18 protein-coding genes and 6 pseudogenes are annotated in these 19,899 nt (G+C 60.0%); 17 read left to right on the forward strand and 7 right to left on the reverse strand.

What is annotated here, in order from left to right; translation table 11 throughout:
- Both AB9K35_RS02165 and AB9K35_RS02170 read left to right on the forward strand, forming a co-directional pair.
- Positions 1 to 184 (forward strand): annotated as a pseudogene (locus AB9K35_RS02165) (hypothetical protein); the annotation flags it as partial.
- Between the two features lie 11 nt (positions 185 to 195).
- Positions 196 to 480 carry a hypothetical protein gene (locus tag AB9K35_RS02170; RefSeq protein ID WP_369924260.1) on the forward strand — a complete coding sequence of 95 codons (285 nt, stop codon included), beginning with the start codon at positions 196 to 198 and terminating at the stop codon, positions 478 to 480.
- Here AB9K35_RS02170 and AB9K35_RS02175 read toward each other — a convergent pair.
- The 3 genes and pseudogenes from AB9K35_RS02175 to AB9K35_RS02185 form a co-directional block, all read right to left on the reverse strand.
- Positions 447 to 772 (reverse strand): annotated as a pseudogene (locus tag AB9K35_RS02175) (transposase); the annotation flags it as partial. The gene AB9K35_RS02170 and the pseudogene AB9K35_RS02175 sit on opposite strands and share 34 nt — an antisense overlap.
- Positions 773 to 1,042: 270 nt before the next feature.
- Positions 1,043 to 1,888, reverse strand: coding sequence for an alpha/beta hydrolase (locus AB9K35_RS02180; protein WP_369924235.1), 846 nt, complete (start codon positions 1,886 to 1,888; stop codon positions 1,043 to 1,045).
- On the reverse strand, positions 1,885 to 2,781 hold the full coding sequence (locus AB9K35_RS02185; RefSeq protein ID WP_369924237.1) for a LysR substrate-binding domain-containing protein: 897 nt from the start codon (positions 2,779 to 2,781) through the stop codon (positions 1,885 to 1,887). Before AB9K35_RS02185 ends, AB9K35_RS02180 begins: the two co-directional genes overlap by 4 nt.
- 131 nt (positions 2,782 to 2,912) lie before the next feature.
- Between AB9K35_RS02185 and AB9K35_RS02190 the strand changes: the two genes are divergently transcribed.
- From AB9K35_RS02190 to AB9K35_RS02200, 3 genes are read left to right on the forward strand one after another with little or no spacing between them, the layout of a single operon-like run.
- The gene (locus AB9K35_RS02190; RefSeq protein ID WP_369924238.1) at positions 2,913 to 3,425 is read left to right on the forward strand and encodes a TRAP transporter small permease subunit; all 513 of its coding nucleotides are present in this window, start codon (positions 2,913 to 2,915) and stop codon (positions 3,423 to 3,425) included.
- Positions 3,422 to 4,732 (forward strand): TRAP transporter large permease, encoded by a 1,311-nt coding sequence (locus AB9K35_RS02195; protein ID WP_369924239.1) that lies wholly within the window; start codon positions 3,422 to 3,424, stop codon positions 4,730 to 4,732. The genes AB9K35_RS02190 and AB9K35_RS02195 overlap by 4 nt, the downstream gene beginning before the upstream one ends.
- 28 nt (positions 4,733 to 4,760) lie before the next feature.
- Positions 4,761 to 5,873 (forward strand): C4-dicarboxylate TRAP transporter substrate-binding protein, encoded by a 1,113-nt coding sequence (locus tag AB9K35_RS02200; protein WP_369924240.1) that lies wholly within the window; start codon positions 4,761 to 4,763, stop codon positions 5,871 to 5,873.
- 260 nt (positions 5,874 to 6,133) lie between these two features.
- Here AB9K35_RS02200 and AB9K35_RS02205 read toward each other — a convergent pair.
- Positions 6,134 to 6,295, reverse strand: a pseudogene (locus tag AB9K35_RS02205) (integrase core domain-containing protein); the annotation flags it as partial.
- Between the two features lie 81 nt (positions 6,296 to 6,376).
- Between AB9K35_RS02205 and AB9K35_RS02210 the strand changes: the two are divergent.
- A pseudogene (locus AB9K35_RS02210) lies at positions 6,377 to 7,392 on the forward strand (IS110 family transposase); the annotation flags it as partial.
- 261 nt (positions 7,393 to 7,653) lie between these two features.
- Here AB9K35_RS02210 and AB9K35_RS02215 read toward each other — a convergent pair.
- Positions 7,654 to 7,910, reverse strand: a pseudogene (locus AB9K35_RS02215) (integrase core domain-containing protein); the annotation flags it as partial.
- A gap of 217 nt (positions 7,911 to 8,127) precedes the next feature.
- Complete coding sequence (locus AB9K35_RS02220) at positions 8,128 to 8,877, reverse strand: TetR/AcrR family transcriptional regulator (protein WP_369924241.1); 750 nt, start codon at positions 8,875 to 8,877, stop codon at positions 8,128 to 8,130.
- A gap of 92 nt (positions 8,878 to 8,969) precedes the next feature.
- Here AB9K35_RS02220 and AB9K35_RS02225 point away from each other — a divergent pair, with 92 nt between their 5' ends.
- The 8 genes and pseudogenes from AB9K35_RS02225 to AB9K35_RS02260 all read left to right on the forward strand — a co-directional run.
- Positions 8,970 to 9,830: a xanthine dehydrogenase family protein subunit M gene (locus AB9K35_RS02225; RefSeq protein WP_369924242.1), complete on the forward strand. Its 861-nt coding sequence runs from the start codon at positions 8,970 to 8,972 to the stop codon at positions 9,828 to 9,830.
- Positions 9,827 to 10,345: a (2Fe-2S)-binding protein gene (locus AB9K35_RS02230; RefSeq protein WP_369924243.1), complete on the forward strand. Its 519-nt coding sequence runs from the start codon at positions 9,827 to 9,829 to the stop codon at positions 10,343 to 10,345. The genes AB9K35_RS02225 and AB9K35_RS02230 overlap by 4 nt, the downstream gene beginning before the upstream one ends.
- On the forward strand, positions 10,342 to 12,708 hold the full coding sequence (locus AB9K35_RS02235; protein ID WP_369924244.1) for a xanthine dehydrogenase family protein molybdopterin-binding subunit: 2,367 nt from the start codon (positions 10,342 to 10,344) through the stop codon (positions 12,706 to 12,708). The genes AB9K35_RS02230 and AB9K35_RS02235 overlap by 4 nt, the downstream gene beginning before the upstream one ends.
- A complete protein-coding gene (locus AB9K35_RS02240; RefSeq protein WP_369924246.1) occupies positions 12,705 to 13,166 on the forward strand; it encodes a CoxG family protein in 462 nt (153 codons plus the stop codon). The genes AB9K35_RS02235 and AB9K35_RS02240 overlap by 4 nt, the downstream gene beginning before the upstream one ends.
- Before the next feature lie 79 nt (positions 13,167 to 13,245).
- Entirely contained in the window at positions 13,246 to 14,319 is a 1,074-nt protein-coding gene (locus tag AB9K35_RS02245; RefSeq protein ID WP_369924247.1) for a C4-dicarboxylate TRAP transporter substrate-binding protein, read from the forward strand.
- A gap of 149 nt (positions 14,320 to 14,468) precedes the next feature.
- Entirely contained in the window at positions 14,469 to 14,912 is a 444-nt protein-coding gene (locus AB9K35_RS02250; protein ID WP_369924249.1) for a TRAP transporter small permease subunit, read from the forward strand.
- Positions 14,909 to 16,228, forward strand: coding sequence for a TRAP transporter large permease (locus AB9K35_RS02255; RefSeq protein ID WP_369924250.1), 1,320 nt, complete (start codon positions 14,909 to 14,911; stop codon positions 16,226 to 16,228). The genes AB9K35_RS02250 and AB9K35_RS02255 overlap by 4 nt, the downstream gene beginning before the upstream one ends.
- Before the next feature lie 108 nt (positions 16,229 to 16,336).
- Positions 16,337 to 16,537 (forward strand): annotated as a pseudogene (locus AB9K35_RS02260) (transposase); the annotation flags it as partial.
- A gap of 46 nt (positions 16,538 to 16,583) precedes the next feature.
- Here the strand turns inward: AB9K35_RS02260 and AB9K35_RS02265 are convergent.
- Positions 16,584 to 17,174 carry a hypothetical protein gene (locus tag AB9K35_RS02265; RefSeq protein WP_259963435.1) on the reverse strand — a complete coding sequence of 197 codons (591 nt, stop codon included), beginning with the start codon at positions 17,172 to 17,174 and terminating at the stop codon, positions 16,584 to 16,586.
- A gap of 483 nt (positions 17,175 to 17,657) precedes the next feature.
- On the opposite strand from AB9K35_RS02265, the gene AB9K35_RS02270 reads away from it, so the two are divergent.
- The 3 genes from AB9K35_RS02270 (at position 17,658) to AB9K35_RS02280 (ending at position 19,835) form a co-directional block, all read left to right on the forward strand.
- Complete coding sequence (locus AB9K35_RS02270) at positions 17,658 to 18,431, forward strand: hypothetical protein (RefSeq protein ID WP_369924252.1); 774 nt, start codon at positions 17,658 to 17,660, stop codon at positions 18,429 to 18,431.
- Positions 18,432 to 18,505: 74 nt separating this feature from the next.
- Entirely contained in the window at positions 18,506 to 19,471 is a 966-nt protein-coding gene (locus tag AB9K35_RS02275) for a hypothetical protein (RefSeq protein WP_369924253.1), read from the forward strand.
- Positions 19,461 to 19,835 carry a hypothetical protein gene (locus AB9K35_RS02280; protein WP_369924254.1) on the forward strand — a complete coding sequence of 125 codons (375 nt, stop codon included), beginning with the start codon at positions 19,461 to 19,463 and terminating at the stop codon, positions 19,833 to 19,835. Before AB9K35_RS02275 ends, AB9K35_RS02280 begins: the two co-directional genes overlap by 11 nt.
- Positions 19,836 to 19,899 lie beyond the last annotated feature (64 nt).

Raw genomic sequence — 19,899 nt, forward strand, 5'->3', positions numbered from 1 at the left:
GCTGTTCACTCTGAAATACGTTGGTGACCCGCTGCGCCTCGAAAACGCGCTCTTCGCAGAAATCGATCCCATGGATCCGATGGTTGAGGAGATCTGTCTTTTGACAGACCGCCTGGAAGATCACATGCGCGCCATCGATGCTGCGTCTGATCTGCCAGTCTTCGATTTCGACATCGCTGCATGAGGGAGGTTCAGATGCAACACGAAACAGGTTACGAGCCGGAATCTCCTCAGGAGCGGGCTGCTCTTCGAGCCATCCGGTATGCGAGGCACTTCGTAACGGAATGGCGAGAAGCTTCAGTTGAGATCCCGGAGTTAAAACTCCGCCAGATCGCGGCAACGCTCGAACGCCTCGAGGACGGTGTCCTTTTCGATTTTCAGGACGTATCTGTTCTGGAAATTCTCGAGAAGGCCATTGTCCGGCACATGAATGACATTCGGGAAGGGTACGGGATCTGGACGGCCAGTGCTTTCTGCTGACGGCACAGCGTAGAGAAATCAGGAACGGGCCAGTCCAGCCCCGCCAGGTTCAAAAGGCTGGTGACCATCCCGGCTGTCTGCCGAAGGGGCCGCTTGAAAAGAACCTTGAGCGACAGGCAGAACTGGATCGCCGCGTTCGAGCAGACCGGTGAGCGCCCTGGTCGCCCTTCATGTGGCGCGGTCAGGTCATTTCTTTATCCATCCAGATCAGAAGCGAACCGCGCTTCTTGAGCGCATCGTTGTAGCTGGACCAATTCGTCGTGCGGTAGCGGGCAGGTGCGGGCTTACTCATCGGCGCCGCCTAACCGCATGGATTCGCGATGTGGATCCTTAGCGGTAAGAGTTCTTCAACAACGCCCCATCGGCTGGAAATCACCCGTGGCTTTCGAAAAGTTCGCCGCCACACATGGGTACACACTGGAATGACAACGGTGCAGGTCCAGCCCGGGAAGTAAGCTACATGAAGCGCTGGTTTCCGACAGTAGCAACAGAGCTGGCGTTGTCTCTCAAATTCCGATGCACACCTCGGATGAAGCGTTACGCCGCGAGTAATCCGCCTCGCCTAATTTGCCACGGATCGCAGAAATTCGGCAATCCGTTCAGCAATTAGCCCGCGGTCAAAATCTAATGTGGCCACATGATAGGACCGCTCCAACCAGATGAGATGTATCTCACTCGATACCACCGATGTCGCGATGCGTGGTGCGTTCTTCGGATCAACAACGTTGTCGCGGCGCGATTGCAGGATCAGGACGGGTTGGCGGATCAGCGGCAGCAGCGCGCCGGTGGCATTGGTCAGAAGGAAGCGCTCTTTCAGCGTTTCGCGCGGAATGCGGTCATAGCAGATCTCGGTCACTCCCTGTTCGGCAATGTCGGATCCGATCCCGCTGATGAACTCGGCCCCTTCCGCGTCGTAGAGTGGCGCCACCACCTCGGGGCGATAGAGACCGGTCGAGCCGTTGATACTGACCACGCCCTGTATCTTTTCGGGCATGCGGGCTGCGAGGTTGAGCGACAGCGTCGCGCCCAAGGACAGCCCGCCGACGATCACTCGCGCGCAGCGCGACGATAAAGTTTCAAGGGCCGCTTCGGCTGACGCTACCCAGTCGGCCTGGCCGGTCTGTCCCAGCGCAGCGGGGCTTGCACCATGGCCCGCCAGCAAGGGGCAAAACACTGTCGCGCCACTCGCTGCATGCACTTGCAGGGCAACTTCGCGCACGCTCTGCGGCGTGCTGGTGAACCCGTGGAAAAACAGAAATCCGGTATCGCTACCTTCACAAAGAAAGGGCTGCGCTTCGGGCAGGTCGAAGGGGGCAATTGGCGTCTGTTTCATAGGCGCATAAAATCGCGCTATGGGTCGGTTGCGCAAATAGACTTGCGGTATCATGCGATAAGCAAACGCGATCAATCCAGCGGGGTGAAGTGATTGCGAAACTGGCGCAGCAGCCCTGTATCGGCCTTGATGCTCCACGCCATTGAAATCGTCGCCTCTGCGTCCAGCCCGTCGAGCGGCGCAAGCTCCAGCGCGGCGGGCAGGCTGTCTGCGATACTTGTGGGAAAGAGTGTCACGCCGCGCCGTTCTGCCACACGCTGAAAAATCACCTGCACGTCCCAAGCTTCGTCCACGACCACAGGACTGAGCCCGACCCGTTCGCAAGCGTTGTCCAGAAGCGCGCGCCACGAACGCCAGTTTTCCCGTAACCCCATGACGAAGGGCCGACCCTCCAAGTCCTTCAGCCGCGCAGGTGCCTCTCCGACGGGGGCGACCACACCGATACGCGAACTCCAGACCGGCATTTGGGCGATCCCCGGCGCGCCGACAGAGGGGTGCGACAGAAGGAACCCGAGGTCAATCACGCCTGATTGCAGATTTTTCAGCATGTTATCCGTAGACATAACGTGCATCTCGACCTGCACGCCCGGTACACTGCGGTGAAAGGAATCCAAGGCTTCGGAGATTTGCCGGGAGCTGGCGAGGGCGGAATAGCCGACGATGATATGTCCCCGTGCGCCGCCAGCGTTCTGTCGCGAAGCGCGGATCGTGCGTGTAAATTGCGCCACCGTCTGGCGCGCATCATCCAGGAAAACCGCCCCCTCGGGCGTAGGCACCACGCGCGGGCCGCTTCGGTCAAAGATCGCGAACCCAAGATCAGTTTCCGTGTCTTTCACGGCTTTTGAAATGGCGGGTTGCGCGATATTGAGCATCTCAGCAGCCGCGCGGAACCCGCTGGCATCTGCCACGGCCAGAGCATAACGCAAGTGCCGCAAATCGAGGCGGGTGGGTTTCCGGCTGTCGTCCATTCGCTTTTCCACATTGATCGCGTTTCGTTATCACTCGATCAACCATCACTATTTGTCAACTGAACCATGAGCGGTGAGATTGAATTGGAGATACGGGCCCAGATCCCGTCTTGGTATGGGGAGGAGGCCCGATGCTAACGCTGTTCAACAGATTGTGCTCATGGCTGATGTTCGTCGGCGGCTTTGGCGTCATCGCGATGATGCTCAACATCGTGGCGGACGTCGTCGCGAAACTGCTGTGGAACGCACCGATCCAGGGCACCGTCGAGATGTCGTCGTACTACTACATGGTTGCGTTGGTCATGCTGCCGATGGCCTTTGTCGAGATGCAGGACCAGCAGATCTCGGTAGACCTGCTGTTCAATCACTTCCCCGCATGGCTCCAGAAAACAGCGCTGGTCTTCGGATTCTTGGCCGCTGCTGCGATCCTTGCCGTCATGACGTGGCGCAGCGGCCTTGATGCCGTCCGCGCGCTTCGCGTGGGAGAGGTTGTCATGGGCGGACGCGAAGTCATCGTATGGCCGTCGCGTATGGTCTTGCCGCTTGGTTTCGGGCTTGCCAGTCTTGCAGCATTGCTGCGGGCCGTACTTGTGCTGCGCGGCCAGCCCGTGACCCAATCCCAGCTTGATGGGGCCCTGTCATGAGCAATCTTGTAATTGGCTGGATCGGTGTCGGTACTTTGTTCGGGTTGCTGGCTTTCCGCATGTCCATCGGGACGGCGCTTATGGCGGTGTCGTTTGTCGGCATCAGCTTCATGTTCAACCTGCAAGCCGCCCTCGGCATCGTCAGCGCGATGCCCTTCAACCTGATTGGGGACTGGTCCCTGACGGCGATTCCGATGTTCCTGTTCATGGGTTTTATTGCCGCCAATACCGGACTGACCGCGGGCGCTTTCGACCTGCTACGTGTGTTGCTGGCGCGGGTGCCGGGCGGGTTGGCCTCTGCCAGTGTCGGGGCATGCGGGCTTTTCGCTGCCGCCTCCGGCTCCTCCATCGCGACAACTGCAGCCATGTCGAAGATCGCCGTGCCGGAGATGCTAAGGGCGAAATATCACCCATCGCTGGCCACAGGCGTGGTTGCGGCTTCCGGAACGCTTGGCTCGCTTATCCCGCCCTCCATCCTCATGGTGCTCTACGGTATTTTCACCGAGCAATCGATCGGCCAGTTGTTTATCGCAGGCGTCATTCCAGGCATGCTTTCGGCGCTCGTCTATATGGCAATGATCACCGTCCGCGCCACTGTTACGCCAGCGTTGGCACCACCCGTTGTCGAACGGATTGACCGCACGCAGTTGCTGCGCTTGATCTGGTCAGTCTGGCCCTTCCCGGTGCTGGTATTGGGCGTATTGGGCGGCATATTCGGTGGCTTCTTCACCCCGACCGAGGCCGGGGCGGTGGGTGCCTTTCTTGCCGCGACGGTCGCACTGCTGCGCCGCTCACTGACCCGAAAGGCCTTGGCCGAGGCAATTCGCCAGACCACGCTGGCGACCTCCTCCATCTTCTTTCTATCCATCGGTGCGGTGATGTTCACCCGCTTCATGGGGTTGTCCGGCGTGCCGCGCGCGCTGACTGACGCCATGCTGGCGGTTTCGGACAACCAGATCGTCATTATCCTGATGATTGCCGCACTCTTTGTCATCCTGGGTATGGTGATCGACTCTATCGGCCTGATTTTGTTGACCCTGCCGATCCTGTTGCCTGTGTTGGAGGCTGCCGACATCAATCTGATCTGGTTCGGCATCATCTGCATCAAATTGCTGGAGATCGGCCTGGTGACACCGCCTGTCGGACTGAACCTATACGTTCTGCACAGCGCGCTGTCGGGCGAGGTAAAGCTCAGCGACGTTATCTCAGGCACGACGTGGTTCATCGCCATGGACACCCTGACGCTTTTTATTCTGATCGCCTTCCCCGCGATCAGCCTGTTTCTGCCCTCGCTCATGGCGCAGTGACCCATATTCACTTGGAGGAGACGACAAAATGAAGCTGAACATATCCCTGCTGGCCCTCGCGGCATGTGGCCTCGGTACCGCCGCCGTCGCACAGAACGCGAACCATTTTTTTGCTGAACGCCATTCCATGGTCCGCGGACCCTATGTGGAGTTTGCGGAGCGCGTGGCCGAGAAGACCAATGGCGACGTTAACTTTACCGTATTTTCCGGCGGCTCGCTGCTGCCGCCTGCTGCCTCTTTGCAAGGCGTGCGCGACGGTGTGGCCCAGGTGACATATCACGCGGGCACCTACACACCCTCCGAACTGCCAGTCGCCAATTTGATCGGTAATTTCGCCTTCTACAACACAGATCCGATGGTCATGGCTTTCGCCTCGACTGAGTTCGGCCTAACCAATGAGGCCGCGCTGGCCGAGTGGAAAGAGAACGGCGTGGTTTTCGGCGGCGGCTATTCGACCTCCGAATACTACATGATGTGCAATACGCCCGTCGCCACCTATGAGGACATTCAGGGCAAACGTCTGCGCATGGCTGGCGGCGCCTGGTCGCGCTTTGCCGAATACGTCGGCGCGGTGCCGGTGTCGATCCCTTCAAGCGAGATGTACACCGGCCTCGACACAGGGTCGCTCGACTGTGCTGTGGCAGCTGCCGATGCGCTGGATTCCTTCTCTCTCTCGGATGTGGTGACCCACATGAACACGCTGGCCGTGGGCAATTACTATGCTGGCTTTGAGTGGGGCTATAACCCGGCCTTCTGGCAGGGTCTGTCGGAAGAGTCGCGCGGCGTGTTATTCGACCAGATGGCCTACTATCTTGCGCAACACCGGGTAGAATTCGACAAGGACGTCGAAAAGGCCGTTTCCGCTGCCGAAGCACGCGGCATGGAAGTCTTCGAGCCTGATCAGGCTTTGACGGATGCGCTGGCAGAATTCGTGACGGCCGATGAGGCCGTGCTGATAGAGAATGCCAAGACCCGCGGTATCGAGAACCCCGAAGCGCTGCTGGAAGATTACAAGCGCATCGTGGATCGTTGGGCTAACCTGCTGGCCGATGTGGATCACCGCGACACCGAAGCGTTAGCCGCGCTGGCGAAGGCGGAGATCTACGACAAGCTGGACCGTGCGAACTACGGCATGAACTAAGCCTAAGGATCATAGAAGAAGCAGGGGGCGCTGCTAAAGCGCCTCCATTATGCGATCATCGACAGCCAGCGCCCATAGGACGCTACTGTCACAAGGGCCCGATCGCGCACCAACATTTCTCCGCGTTTGACCCATTTGCCGACTGAACTGCGGCCAAAGTTTGAGGTGCCTTCCCCGAATTTCGGACGCTGATGGTGTGGATGCCCCCCATCGGCCTACTTCGTCACAAGTGACGTGCTCCCCTAAAAAGTCCGCGGTTATTAGTTTGCTCTGTTCAGGGTTTGGTCCTCTATTGACCGTTGGTGATACTCCCACGGGGTGAGCCCGTCGAGGCTCGTATGTGGGCGATGGTGATTGTAATCGTTACGCCAGGCCGCGATCAACTCTTGGGCGTGGAGCAGGATCGCGAACAAGCTCTCGCTGAAATGGCGTAATCGAGGCTTCGCTCCCGGTCCCGCCGGTGGTCTTCTTTTCGGCAGGTATCAGGTCAGGGAGGATCAGAGGTGGTTGCGCTATATGCCGGGTTGGACGTGTCGCTGGAACTGACCAGCATCTGTGTGGTGGATGAGGAAGGCCGTATGGTTCCGGAGGCGAAGGCTGCCTCGAAACCCGACGCCATCGCCGACGCGCTGCGCGAAGCGGCGGGAGAGTTCGTGAGGGTTGGCCTCGAGGCTGGGCCGCATTCGCAGTGGTTATTCTTCGGCTTCAAGGATGCCGACCTGCCCGCCGTGTGCCTCGAGGCGCGCCATGCTAAGACAGCCATGGTCGCGATGAACCGGAACGAGAATGACCGCAACGACGCCCGGTCGATCGCCCAGTTGGTGCGATCTGGCTGGTTCAAGGCCGTTCATGTAAAATCTCGCAGAAGCCAAGAGTTGCGCACGCTGCTGACGGCGCGAGAGTTCTACGTCAACAAGCTCGGGGACCATGAGAACGAGATCCGCGGCGTATTGCGTCCGTTCGGCCTGAATGTCGGCAAAGTTGTGGCGCGGGACTTTGAGGCCCGGGCGCGGGAGCTGGTCACGGGTGAGCCCTTGCTCGAACTGTGTATCGAAACCCTGTTGGCAGGACGGGCCGCGATGAAGAAGGCGCTTGCCGAACTCCATCGCGCCCTACTGCGGCTGATCGAGAACGATGAGCTTTGCCGCCGTTTCATGACGATCCCTGGCGTAGGGCCGGTGACCGCGCTTGCCTTCAGGGCGACGATCGACGACCCCGCCAGGTTCAGAAGGTCGAATGATGTCGGAGCGCACCTCGGGCTGATACCCCGACAATGTCAGTCGGGCGAGACGGACGTCCGTGGTCGCATCTCCAGGTCGGGGGGGCATTCACCCGGACGGCGCTGTTTACCGCGGCCCACGTGATGCTGGCCCGGTCCCGGCAGTGGACGGCGATCCGTGCCTGGGGCATGCGGATTGCGCAGCGCAGTAACCTGAAGAAGGCGAAAATCGCTGTGGTAAGGAAGCTCGCCGTCGTCATGCGCCGCATGTGGCGCGACGGGACCCCGTTCCGCTGGGGGCTGCGGTATAATCTGAGTTTCTGTCGATCGTGCGCATACAGCACCCGGTCACAACCGGCTCCCGTCAGGGACGGGGATGAGGCGAAGGCCGCACGAGTGCCTGAGCTGCAATGCGCGCTGATCCGCAAGCTCGCCGTTTAGCATGGTCCGCCTCACCTTCGACCACCATTATGCGGCAGCGCCACGCGGACCGCGGACAGAAGCATGACCCGAGACGGGACCAGAGTGACTGACAGCTTGACAGCCACGCCCCGATTACAGAAGACACTCGTCCCGGAGGCGGCCGTTGAAGCTTTCGACAAAGCCGTTCTGCATGGGCTTGCCTGGCGCGATGCAGTGCCACTCGACCTTCCGGTCTTCCTGCCATTTCAGAAGGGCATTCGACGTCAGTTCGGTCCCATAGCACGTCGGGAAGAAGCGCTGTTTTAAGGTTATGGCCACGCGCGTAGCTCGGACAGGAAGGTATAGGCGACACAGGTCAAGCATCCCGGGCTGAAGTCGTCAATGACGCAGAGTACTCAGATTCGAAGTTGGCCAAACTGTTTGCGGAGGCTGTATGATTGGCGCGCAATGCCGACCATAAACACAGGCCTTTGCCCTTAATGCAACGGACCCAATAGTTTTAGAATGACCAAAGCAACAGTCCCCGATTTGAGATCTTCCGGGAAACCGGGAAAAATTCCGACAGACGGTACGTTTTCTCAAATTGTCGTCATGTGGGAGCGTCTCCTTGGGTCAGGACACCGGTGTGTCGTTCTGGTGGGTTCCGCGTAGCGCGCCTTCGAAGAAATTCGCCACCGTGGCCCGCACCGTGGCCTCCACGTCGATCTCCAGCGGCATGTTGTAGACGAACTTCCGAATGGCGATGTAGAACACTGCCCCGTGCAGACCCCAAAAGAGCTCCATCTCTTCGGTCGGTGGGAGTGGCTCAGTATTTTCAGGCGTTCCGGGGTCGCCGCGCGAGGCGCGTAGCTCCAGCGCTGTCGGCTCGATGATCTTTGAACGGATGATGTCGAGATAGCGTTCGGTCAGCCCGTAGGATTTTAGTCCCGAAGACACGAATATCCGGACCCAGTCATAGTCGAAGACCCGCTCGGCGTAGGCGACGTAGAACTGCGTCAGCCGCTCTTTCAGAGGGCGGTCGCGATCAAGGATCAAATGCTCCCAATCCGGGTTCCAGCGCTTCAAGTAGACATGATCGTAGACTCGCTCGATCAGCGCATCCTTGCTGTCGAAGTGGCGATATATCACCGCGTGCGACACCCCCATCCGCTTGGCGAGCTCGCGCGTCTGTCCCTCAAAACCTGATTCCGCGAAGAATCGGACTGCCTCCTCTACAATAAGTTTTTCGCGCTCTTCGGCGCGCATGTTTTTACGGCGTGGACGTCCAGTTTCAGTCTTTAGGTCTGACATCATGCGGTCCCTTATGCGGTCCGTTTTTTGCACGGCAATATAGCGGATTTGAAAAAATAACCAAGTGGTCATTTTTTCTTGACCTGCATTCGGTGCCGTGCCTTTAGTAAGTAACCAAGTGGTCATTTTTGGTCGAGAAAGCTTTCGGCCGGGGAGGGGGGAAAGTGAAACTACCAGCGTTCGAATACCTGCGTGCACGCAGTGCGGAAGAAGCTTGGCAGCTTCATTCCGAAGCGGAGGGCGATGCGGTCTACCTATCGGGTGGGCACAGTGTCGTGCCATCGATGGCACTGCGTCTTCAGGCACCGTCCCGGCTGATCGACATCTCCGGAATTGCCGATCTTCACGGTGTCGCGGTGCAGGGCGAGGTGCTGCGAATCGGCGCGATGACCCGCCACACTGAGGTGATGGACAGTCCGCTTGTCGCGCGCCATGCGCCGCTACTCGCGCTGGCCGCGCCGCATGTGGCGCATCCCGCGATTCGCAACCGAGGCACCCTTGGCGGCAATCTGGCGCTGGCCGATCCGGCTTCGGAGTTTCCCGCGGCGGTTTTAGCCCTGCGCGGGGAGATCGACATCATTGGGCCCGAAGGCCGCAGACACGTCCCGGCCGATGAGTTTTTCCTCGATCTGTATGAGACCACCCTCGCTCCCGGCGAGATCCTCACTGCGGTGGAGGTTCCCCTTCCCCCCGTCGGCCGACTCTTTGCCTTTGACGAGATTGCGCGTCGCCGGGGCGATTACGCCATGGTCGGTGCCGCGGTTCAGGTCGATTTGGAGGAGGGCATAGTTGTCGATGCTTCGATCGCGTTTTTCTCGGTGGGGTTCACCCCGGTGCGGGCCAGGGCGGCGCAGGCGGCGCTGATTGGCGAGCCGCTATCGCTCGAGAGCGTTGCGCGCGCCCAGGCCAGCTTGGCCCAAGATCTCGACCCTCCGGATGATCCGGGCTTCCCCGCGCACCGTCGCGTGCAGCTTGCTCGCGTCCTCCTGGGGCGGATGCTAAACCAGATGGAGACCCTGCCATGAAGGTCCTCGTGAACACCACCGTCAACGGCGCCCCGGTGCAAGAGGCGGTGACGCCGCGCAGCAGCCTTGCGGATTTCCTGCGCGATGATCTGGGTCTCACCGGCACCCATCTGGGCTGCGAGATGGGCGCCTGTGGCGCCTGTCTGGTGCTGCTCGATGGCGTGCCGGTGCATGCCTGCCTTGTACTGGCGGTGCAGGCAGAGGGGGGCAAGGTGGAGACCGTCGAAGGGCTGACGGAAACCGGGGCTGTCGCCGACCTGCAAGAGAGTTTCCACGACCGCAACGCGCTGCAATGCGGCTATTGCACCAGCGGCATGCTGATGAGCGCACAGGCGCTGCTGGCGCGCAACGCGGCACCCTCGCGCGACGAAATCCGCAACGCGCTGTCGGGCAATTACTGCCGCTGCACCGGCTACGAGGCGATCATCGATGCCATCGCCGCCACCGGCCGGGCGCGGACCGCGGCGACAGAGCCGACACGGGCTGCGTCGGCGAACACGGAGGCAACGGAATGACCGTGTATATCGGCCAGCCCCAGCGCCGCGAAAACGCCCGCCGCCATCTTGCCGGACGCGGGCGCTTTGTCAGCGATCTTGCGCTGCCGCGGATGCTGCACGCGGTCTTCGTGCGCAGCCCAATCGCCAAGGGCCGGATCCTCGAGATCGACACCGAGGCGGCATCGCTTTGCCCTGGCATCGTGCGTATTTTCACTGCCGCGGAATTGAACCCGCGCTGCCAGCCCTGGGTCGGCACATTGGATCATTTCGCGGGTATGCAGAGCCCGCCGATGAACATCCTCGCCGAGGAGGAGGTGCTTTGGGTCGGCCAACCGGTTGCGATGATCCTCGCGCGCAGCCGGGCCGAGGCCGAGGATGCCGCCGATCAGGTGTTGGTGGATATCGAGGACGCCGAGCCTGTGACAGGCGGGGCCCGGGTGCTGCAGCCCGGTGCCGCGCGGGCCAATGAGGCCGCCGAAAGCAATCTTTGCTACGAGACGCTGCTTGAAACGCCGGATGTGGACCGGGTCTTTGCCGAGGCAGCGCATGTGGTCGAAGCGGATTTCACCTTCGGGCGCCATACCGCGGTGACGCTCGAGCCGCGCGCGGTGGTGGCGGATTACGATCCCGCCAGCGGGGCGTTGACGGTGCATCACGGTACTCAGACCCCCTATCAGTTTCAGGATGTATACGCCCGGCACTTCGGGCTGCCGGAAGGCAAGGTCCGGGTCATCGCGCCGGATGTAGGCGGCTCCTTCGGGATGAAGCTGCATGTCTACAATGAAGAGATGGGCGCCGTCGCCGCCAGTCTGATCCTCGGGTGCCCGGTGCGCTATGTAGCGGATCGGCTGGAAAGCTTCGTGTCCGACATCCACGCGCGCGATCATGAAGTGCACGGCCGGATGGCGGTGGCAGAAGATGGCACAATCCTTGCGATGGAGGTCGACGACCTGACCCGGATCGGCGCGGTCTCGGCCTATCCGCGCACCAGCGCCGCCGAGGGCAATCAGGTGATCCGCCTGATGGGGGCACCCTACCGGATGCCTGATTATCGCGGCAAGCTCTCGGTCGCCTTTCAGAACAAGGTGCAGACCAGCCAGTACCGCGCGGTGGGCCATCCCATCGCCTGTGCTGTCACCGAGGCGCTGATCGAGCGCGCGGCAGAGGCCATCGGCTGCGATCCGTTCGAGATCCGCGCCCGCAACCTCATCGCCGACGACGCCTATCCGCATGTCTCGGCGACAGGCTACCAGTTCGAGAAACTGTCGCATCAGGCCTGTCTTGCCCGGCTGCGAGAGATGATGGATCCCGACGCCCTGCGCGCCGAACAGGCAGAGCTGCGCGCCCGCGGCATCTACCGCGGCTTCGGCATTGCCTCTTTCGTCGAGATCACCAACCCCGGCGCCACCTTCTACGGCGTCGGCGGGGCGCGGATCTCAGCGCAGGACGGGGCGGTGGTGCGGATGCTGCCCTCGGGAGACATCCACTGCGCGATCTCCGTGACCGAACAGGGGCAGGGCACCGAAACGATCATCTCTCAGGTTGTGGCCGACCAGCTCGGGGTTGATCCCGAACGGGTGAGCGTTACCACCGGCGATACCGCAACGACGCCCAGCGGCGGCGCCACTTGGGCCTGCCGAGGCGCTGGCATCGGCGGCGAGACCGCACTCCGCGCCGGACGGCAGCTGCGCGACCGAATCTTGACGCTGGCCGGGGTCCTGGTGCAGGCCCATCCGGCGACTCTGCGTCTGGCCGGGGGCAGCGTGGTCGATGCCGCCAGCGGCACGCCGCGCATCACACTGGAGGAAATTGGGCGTGTCGCCACCTACCGCCCCGACACGCTGCCTGACGGGGTCGACCACTCCCTAACCGTGGCGCATCACTTCGCGCCCGGGGGCTATCCGTTCGATTTTACAAACGGCATTCAGGGCAGCCTCGTTGAGGTGGATGTGGAAACCGGCCTTGTGAAGCTGTTGAAGCACTGGGTGGTCGAGGACTGCGGCCGCATCATTAACCCGCTCCTGGTCGACGAACAGATCCGCGGCGGTGTGGTGCAGGGGCTTGGCCCCGCCTTCTTTGAGGAATGCCAGTATGACCCGGACGGTCAGCTGATCAATGGCTCGCTGGCAGATTACCTCGTCCCGATGGCGGCGGAGATGCCCGATGTCGAGATCGCCCATATCGAGACGCCTACGCAAGACACGATTCTCGGCGCCAAGGGTGTCGGCGAAGCCGGCACCGCCGCCGCCGGGGCCGCCGCGATGAATGCGGTGAACGACGCCCTCCGCCCCTTCGGCACGCGGCTCACTCAGACCCCGATGACCCCGCTGCGCATTCTTGATGCGCTCGATGCAGCCCAACAGGAAAGGACCGCCCCATGAAGCTCGAAGGAGAGCAGTATCTGAACGCCGACCCGATGACCGTCTGGGCCGCGCTATTCGACCGCGAGGTGCTGGCCGCGGCCATTCCAGGCTGCGAAAGCCTTGAACAGACCAGTGACACCGAATTCGCCGCCGTGGTGAAGCTAAAGGTTGGCCCGGTCTCGGCACGTTTCAAGGGGGACGTGGTGCTCAGCGACATCGTTCCGGGGCAATCTTGCACGCTGTCGGGCAAGGGCACTGGCGGGATCGCCGGGTTTGCCAAAGGCGCGGCGCAGGTAACGCTGACACCTGAAGGCGCGGGCGTGCGGCTACGCTATGACGCGGATGTCGCGGTGGGCGGAAAGCTCGCCTCGCTCGGCAGTCGGCTAATCAAATCCACGGCGCAAAAGCTGACAGACGCCTTTTTCGCCAATTTTTCCGAGAATTTGGCCGTTCCCGAAGCCGCTGGACCGGCATGACAGGCTTACGCCGGGCGGTCTCGACGCGCGCCGTGGAACACGGCGCCGAATAAGGCACATCCTTGGGAGGAGGATACTAATGACTACAACACGCAGAGCCTTTCTGGCCACTACATCGGCAGCCCTCGCGGTGCCGTTCCTGAACACCCGCAGCATCGCGGCCGAAAGCATCTCGATCCAGATCGGGTCGAGCCACCCGACTAACAACATCTGGGTCTACGCCATGCAGAACGCGCTGCAGCCGGCGTTGGACAAGCTGCTCGCCGATGCCGGCGGCGACTATACCGTGAGCTGGAACGAGAATTACGGCGGCACACTCTACAAGTTCAAAGATACCCGCGCCGCGGTGCGCGATGGCATCGTTGACGTCGGCATGGTAGGCACAGTCTGGGAAGGCTCGGCCATGCCGCTGCAGAACGTGACCTATTTCACCCCCTTCGCCAACGCCGACCACAACGTAACCATCGACATCTTCGACAAGCTGACAGAAGAGCTGCCCGAGCTGCGCGCCGGATGGACCGATCAGAACATGGTTCACCTGTCCTCGCTGGTGACCGATAGCTACGACGTCTATGCCACCTTCCCGATCACCTCGGTCGATGACATCGCCAACCGTCGGCTGAACGCGCCGGGCACCTCGGCCAATTGGCTGGCAGGCACCGATTGCTCGCCGGTCGACGGCGCGCTGACCACCTATTACACCGATATCCAGACCGGTGTGTCCGAGGGCACGCTGTCGTTTGCCAGTGGAATCCAGCCAACGCGGGTCTACGAGGTGGCACCGCATCTGTCGCGGGTGGGTTTCGGATCGATGTATTTCGGCGGGATCGCGGTGAACAAGCGTTTCTTCGACCGTACGCCCGCGCCGGTGCAGGCGGCCCTGAAAGAGGCCGGGAGGATTACCTCGCGCGCCCATGGGGACTATATCACCCGGCGTGCGAAAGAGGCGATGACCGAGATGAAGGCCGCCGGTCTGCAGGTGACCGAGATGGCCAGAGCTGAGCGCGCACGTTGGGCGGCGACGCTGCCGAATGTCGCCAAACCCTGGCTCGATGCCAATGGCGTGGCGGCGGCCGCGGTGCTTAGGGCTTATTTCGCTGAGCTCGAGGCCCGCGGCATCACTCCGGCGCGGGATTGGACCGCTGGGCTTTGAGACCGCCGCCACAACCGTATGAGCGACACGAGGGAGGCCCCATGCAACGCGCTACATCAATCGCCCCCGACCTGCCTGCGCTGCGGCGCGGGTTGGCCTTGGCCCTGAACGCCATGGCAGCGGTAGGCGCTTTGTGGATCTTCGGGATTATGATGCTGATCGTCGCTGACGTGATCAGCCGCAACCTTCTTGCCACGCCGATCATCGGCGTGGCCGAGATCTCGGCCCGCTCGGTCGGTGCTATCGTCTTTCTGTTGCTGCCGTCGGCGGCGCTAAACGGCGCACTGATCCGGTCGGATTTCCTATTGCGCGGAATCGAACTGCTGTCGCCACGTGCGCTGCATCTGCTCGATACGCTGTTCGGGCTGGCCGGTGCAGGGATCTTCGCGCTGGTGGCAATCGCCGCCTGGCCCGACACTCATGACGCCTGGATGAGTTCGGATTTCTTTGGGGTGCGCGGTGTCTGGACGCTGCCGACGGTGCCCTTTCACCTTCTTGTGGTGATCGGCGGTGCCGCCACGAGCCTTGCCTTCACCATAGTGGCCGCGGACTGCGCCATGAAAATGCTCAAGCCCGGGAGGCCATTATCATGAGTAACATCACTATCGGGCTGATCCTTGTCGCCGTGCTCTTTGCGCTGGTGTTGCTCGGGATGCGGATCGCCATCGCGCTGATGGTCGTGGCCTTCGCCGGCGTATGGATCATGCGCGACAACTTTGACCTGTCGTTACGGCTGATGTCCATTGCCACCTATAATGGCGTGTCCAGCTATCTCTTTGCTACCATTCCCCTATTTGTGCTAATGGGGCATCTGGTCAGCATCTCGAACGTCGGCAAGGACACCTTCGATGTGGCCGAGGCCGGGCTGCGGCGTCTGCTCGGCGGCCTTGGCGTTGCCACGGTCGCAGCGAATACTGTCTTTGCCGCCGTCACCGGGGTTTCGATCGCCTCTGCGGCGGTGTTTACCAAAGTGGCGGTACCCGAGATGACCCGCCACGGCTATGCTCCATCCTTTTCCGCCGGGACGGTAGCCGGTAGCTCGGTGCTGGGCATGCTGATTCCGCCGAGCCTGCTTCTGATTATTTATGGCGTTCTCGCCGAGCAGTCGATCGGGCGGATGTTCATCGCAGGCCTCGTACCCGGGGCGCTTCTGGCTGGTGGCTTCGTTCTGTGGATCCTCATCGCGGCGAAATTTGCCCCGGGGTTGGTCTTTGCGAAGCAGGACGCCCCGGGAGTACAGGACCGAGAGAGCTATCCGCTGATGACGCTGCCGGAGATCCTGCGCAAAATTGCGCCCATCATAGTGCTGGTCACCTTCGTGCTGGGCGGGCTCTACAGCGGCTTTTTCACCCCCACAGAGGCGGGCGGCGTCGGCGCCTTTGCCGCATTAGTGATTGCTTTGTTGCGGCGCAGCCTCGACCTGCGGCGCTGCTGGGGCGTACTAAGCGACACCGGCGCTATCTCGGTCGGAATTTTGGCGCTGCTGATTGCGGCGGGGTTCTACAGCCAGATGCTGGCCGTGGCGGGAATTCCATCGGCCATCGGGGCATTTGTCGCCAACAGCGGCTTTGGCCCGGTGGGTTTCCTTGTGGTCTATGTTCTGCTGGTGCTGCTACTGGGGATGATCCTCGACAGCAGCTCCATCCTGTTGATCGTGGTGCCTATCGCAGCGCCAATTGCTCAGAGCCTCGGGTACGATTTGATCCAGTTCGGTATCATCACTGTTATCGCCGTCGAGGTCGGTCTGCTTACGCCGCCATTTGGGATATCGATCTTTACAGTGCATGCAACACTCGGTGACCGCAACGTGCGTCTTGAGTCGATTTTCGCAGGCGCCCTGCCTTATGTTGCGGTGATGGTGACAGTGCTGGTCCTGATCGCCGTTTTTCCGCAGTTGATTATCGGTTGAGGCGTGGCAGTAGGGTGACGGGCCCTGCGCCGCGCCACACCCGGCACTCGGACACGCCAAAATTGAAGAATTGAAATTGGCGAGCAGCCTCGCGTGAACGAAGACATGCTGCCTAAGCACATGCTTATGTCTGAAATTGAAATCATCATCGCTGGCGGCCGCCGTCTGCGCTGATCTGCGGCTGAGAAGCTACGGATCGTGGCGGAGACTTTGTATGACGGCGAAAGCATTTCCACCATTACGCGGCGCAATAGCGTGGCGCCCAATCTGCTGTCTCGTTGGCGCAGACTGATGCTCGACGGGGCAGCTCCGGAACAACCAGCTTTTCTTCTTTCGCGACAGGGCAACAGGCCGCCTACTTTGCACCCAGCATCGGCAATTTTGAGAGAATTTCATCTTTTACAGCCAGCTGAGCGCGCAGGGCGATGAGTTCCTTCTCAAACTCGTTGCGTTCTGCCGTCAAATCCTCAATCAGGGCATGCAGCTTGTCGTTTTGTTCATGGGATGCCTCCAACTGCCGCGCAAAATCTATGCTCTTCAGTTCACTACGCTCACGTGCAGCTCGTGCCACATTCAGAAGATCACGAAGTTCCTGAATCGGAAGGGCGTTCTTTTTCTGGAGCTCGCTGTAGCCTTCTGCCAACCCGAGAAGAAGCTGGCGTCTTGCCATATCGCAAGCATGATCAAGGAAACCGGTGGCTTCAGAGGGCAGGGCTTCGATCAGCCGCAGTGTGCGTTCTTCGGCTTCCCGGGCCAGGATATCGTCAATCATGGTTTGCAACGCCTCGGGTCTCGGGTTGATTTGGAGGTGCTGTTCTTCGCGCAGATGACGCTTCACGGCTTCAACTGAAGGTTCAACCCCACGCCCCGCCAAATCCTTGAGCGCCTTGGCAACTTGGTCCTGGTTGTAGGATTTCGGGCGTCCTGCGTTTGTTTTCGTAATCATGGGTTCCCCTTGCTGTATGAGAATTTGTCAAATCTGGTTTGACTAATGATTTGACAAATTGATGTTTCGATCAGGAAACCGGGCTCGTCCCGGAGACCGACGGGGAACTGGGTTTTTCATTTTTTCGGTAACAAACCGGGTTTGATTGCTGCTTCCAGCATCATCCCGTGTGCGGGTCTTCATCGTCACATCGATGCAGTGGGGTCGCCGCGAACAGGCGGAAGGGGTCAGCCGCCAAACACCTACAGAACCAATGTGATTTCAAGATTTGGGGATTTCCCTAATTTGCATAGTAAAAAAAGCCGCGTTTACAGCGTGCTGACGCGCCTGCGCCGCACAGGAACGGGATCTTTCTCTCCAAAACGGGATCAAGGCCCGCTGAAACGGGATCAACATCCTGCAAAACGGTCGGGGCAATCAAACCTGGTTTCGATATCCAGCTTCGGCCCCAGGTCTTCCGAACACTGCGAAAAGGAGCCTGGAATGGTAGCAGACAATGGAAAATTCAGGGTGTCAGCAATGATGATCGAATACCTTCGCGCCAGTCGGCTTGCGTTGAGAGATCAGAGGTTCCTGCTTGCAACCATCCATTTTCAGCACCTGCTTGGCGACTGGCCGAGCATCGATTGGGGTGCAGCCCGCAATCAGGAACACTGGATGCCATTGAAGGACTACCGCAACCTTGGCTGCGCTCCCAGATCCAACGATGCCAGGCATTTTCAGGCGGCAACAGAGTTCTGGCAGGAGGAAAGGGTGCTGTTTGATGAAATCGCCTTGGCGCAGGATCACCGGCATGTCCGATGGCGGTTTTCGGAATTCAGCTTCGCAATGATGTCAGAGATGGACAGATACGCTTTGCTGATTGCAGAAAGACTAAAAACCGCCCGGACAGATTTGGATCTGGATGTCCTTCTCCAGGCCGTACTGCATCATAGAATGCAGCGCCCGGAATTCCGGATTCTCGATCAGGGTTTTCAAGGTCGGGGTGAAGAACCCGTACCGTTCAAGCTCAAGGATGTCGATCGAAAGCTTAAAAGCAGTTTGCAGCGTCTGGCGGATCTCACGGGTTACCGTTTTGTCGTCGGCTACCTGCAGGAGGGCAAGGCGCCCGGGTACACCTCGGTGGCCATTCGCATTCAGCACGAAAAGACGAAATGGCCATCCGGGCGCATTGATAAGTTTCCACCCCGGACCAGGCAATTCTCTCTGGTCCCGGAAGCCGGCGAAGCCCAGCAATCCTTGCAAATGAAGGCCTGACGAAAAAGATGTCAGAAAACCGCTTTGGAAAACCAAAAACCGGCCAATCTACTTGATAAAGGAGTAGCGGAACGGTGTTTCAACAACTGAAATCCTGGGGCGAGGCTAACGGACTTCCCGAAGGGAACTGGCCCAGACTGAAGGCAGCGATTGAATTCCACGAAACCTTCGTATGCAATGGCGATCTTGCGAACATTGTTCATCCCCATGATTTCGAGGACACCTGGCCTCACGATCTGGATGATTTGCCAGAGCACTTCAGCAATCCGGCACAGTACCAAGCCTGGCGGAATATTCTGATTTCCGGGTTGGAAGCGTATTCCGGACAAATTTCCCGAAAGTCAGCAGTTCAAGAAGAGGCGAAGGACGATTGGCTACGGCTGCGTGACTGGTGCAGGGAACGGGAGTTTGGTTACGTGCATGAGAACAACCTTCTGGCGCTGCGCCGGATTGCCCTTAGGCTTGATATTGAACCTGCAGGAGTGACCCAAGACTGGGCCGAGAAGGCGCAACAAGGGTTGGAGGCTTCTCAACGCGCCATGTTCAGGTCTGGTGTCGCCGCTTTTGAGAAAGCTCGCGCTGATCCTGAAATTCGTGAGGAGTTCGGTCTGACTGAAACACCGATTGGACAGCTCCAGTTCAAACCTTCTCCTAACGAAGAACAGCCCTTGCCGCCGCGCTTCAAGGCGGACTTTGAGGAATGGGTTGGTCTTCTGATTGCTGGGGAGCCTATCGGGTTCCGGGGGCGGCGTCGTAGACCCGTAGCGGAGGCAACTCTGCGCCAGTACCGGTTCGCGGTCGCCTGGTATTGGCGTTGCTTTGCTGTTGCGTTCCCGGGCCAATTTAACCCGGAAACTGCCAAACTCGCACGCCAGTTTGTGTTAGAGGAAATCTCCGAGATCGCGGACAAGACAAAAGGTCTTCAGCTTAAGCCAGGTATGAAAAAGGAATACTTCTCTAAAGTCCTACCCTTCCTCCACCAATGGAATCCACAGCTGGTGCAACCAGGAAGGGGAAAGAAAGACAAAGATGAAAGATAAGCAGACGGGGAAATTCGTGCGTGCCGGGCGGATCAGCGAACGGCTCGCCGCGATGGAAGCACCAGAGAAGTTTGTAACTCAGGCAAAGGCGATTGAATCTGGGGAAACCGGCCTAAAAGGATACCTCCATAAACCTGCTCTCAATGGAATGGTCAGGTTTATTGATTTGGCGGTTACCCAGGACCTTCCGTTGGATTTCCATAAGAGCACGATCGTGGCATTTCTCGATGATCTTGATAAACGATCCACGGGCTCTGCGTATTGGTTGCGCTACGCAAATGCGATGCAGGAAGTGGCGCGCGAGATGGGTTACCCCTTCCAAGTCATCGATGGGTTCGAGGTGAGGTTGGGGCCGGTTTCTTAGAACGACAGGAACCTCACATGCGATACCGGCCCAAAGCCGCCGCCCGCCCCCCGCACGGGCGCCG

Source organism: Leisingera sp. XS_AS12 (assembly GCF_041224635.1).
Classification (GTDB): domain Bacteria; phylum Pseudomonadota; class Alphaproteobacteria; order Rhodobacterales; family Rhodobacteraceae; genus Leisingera.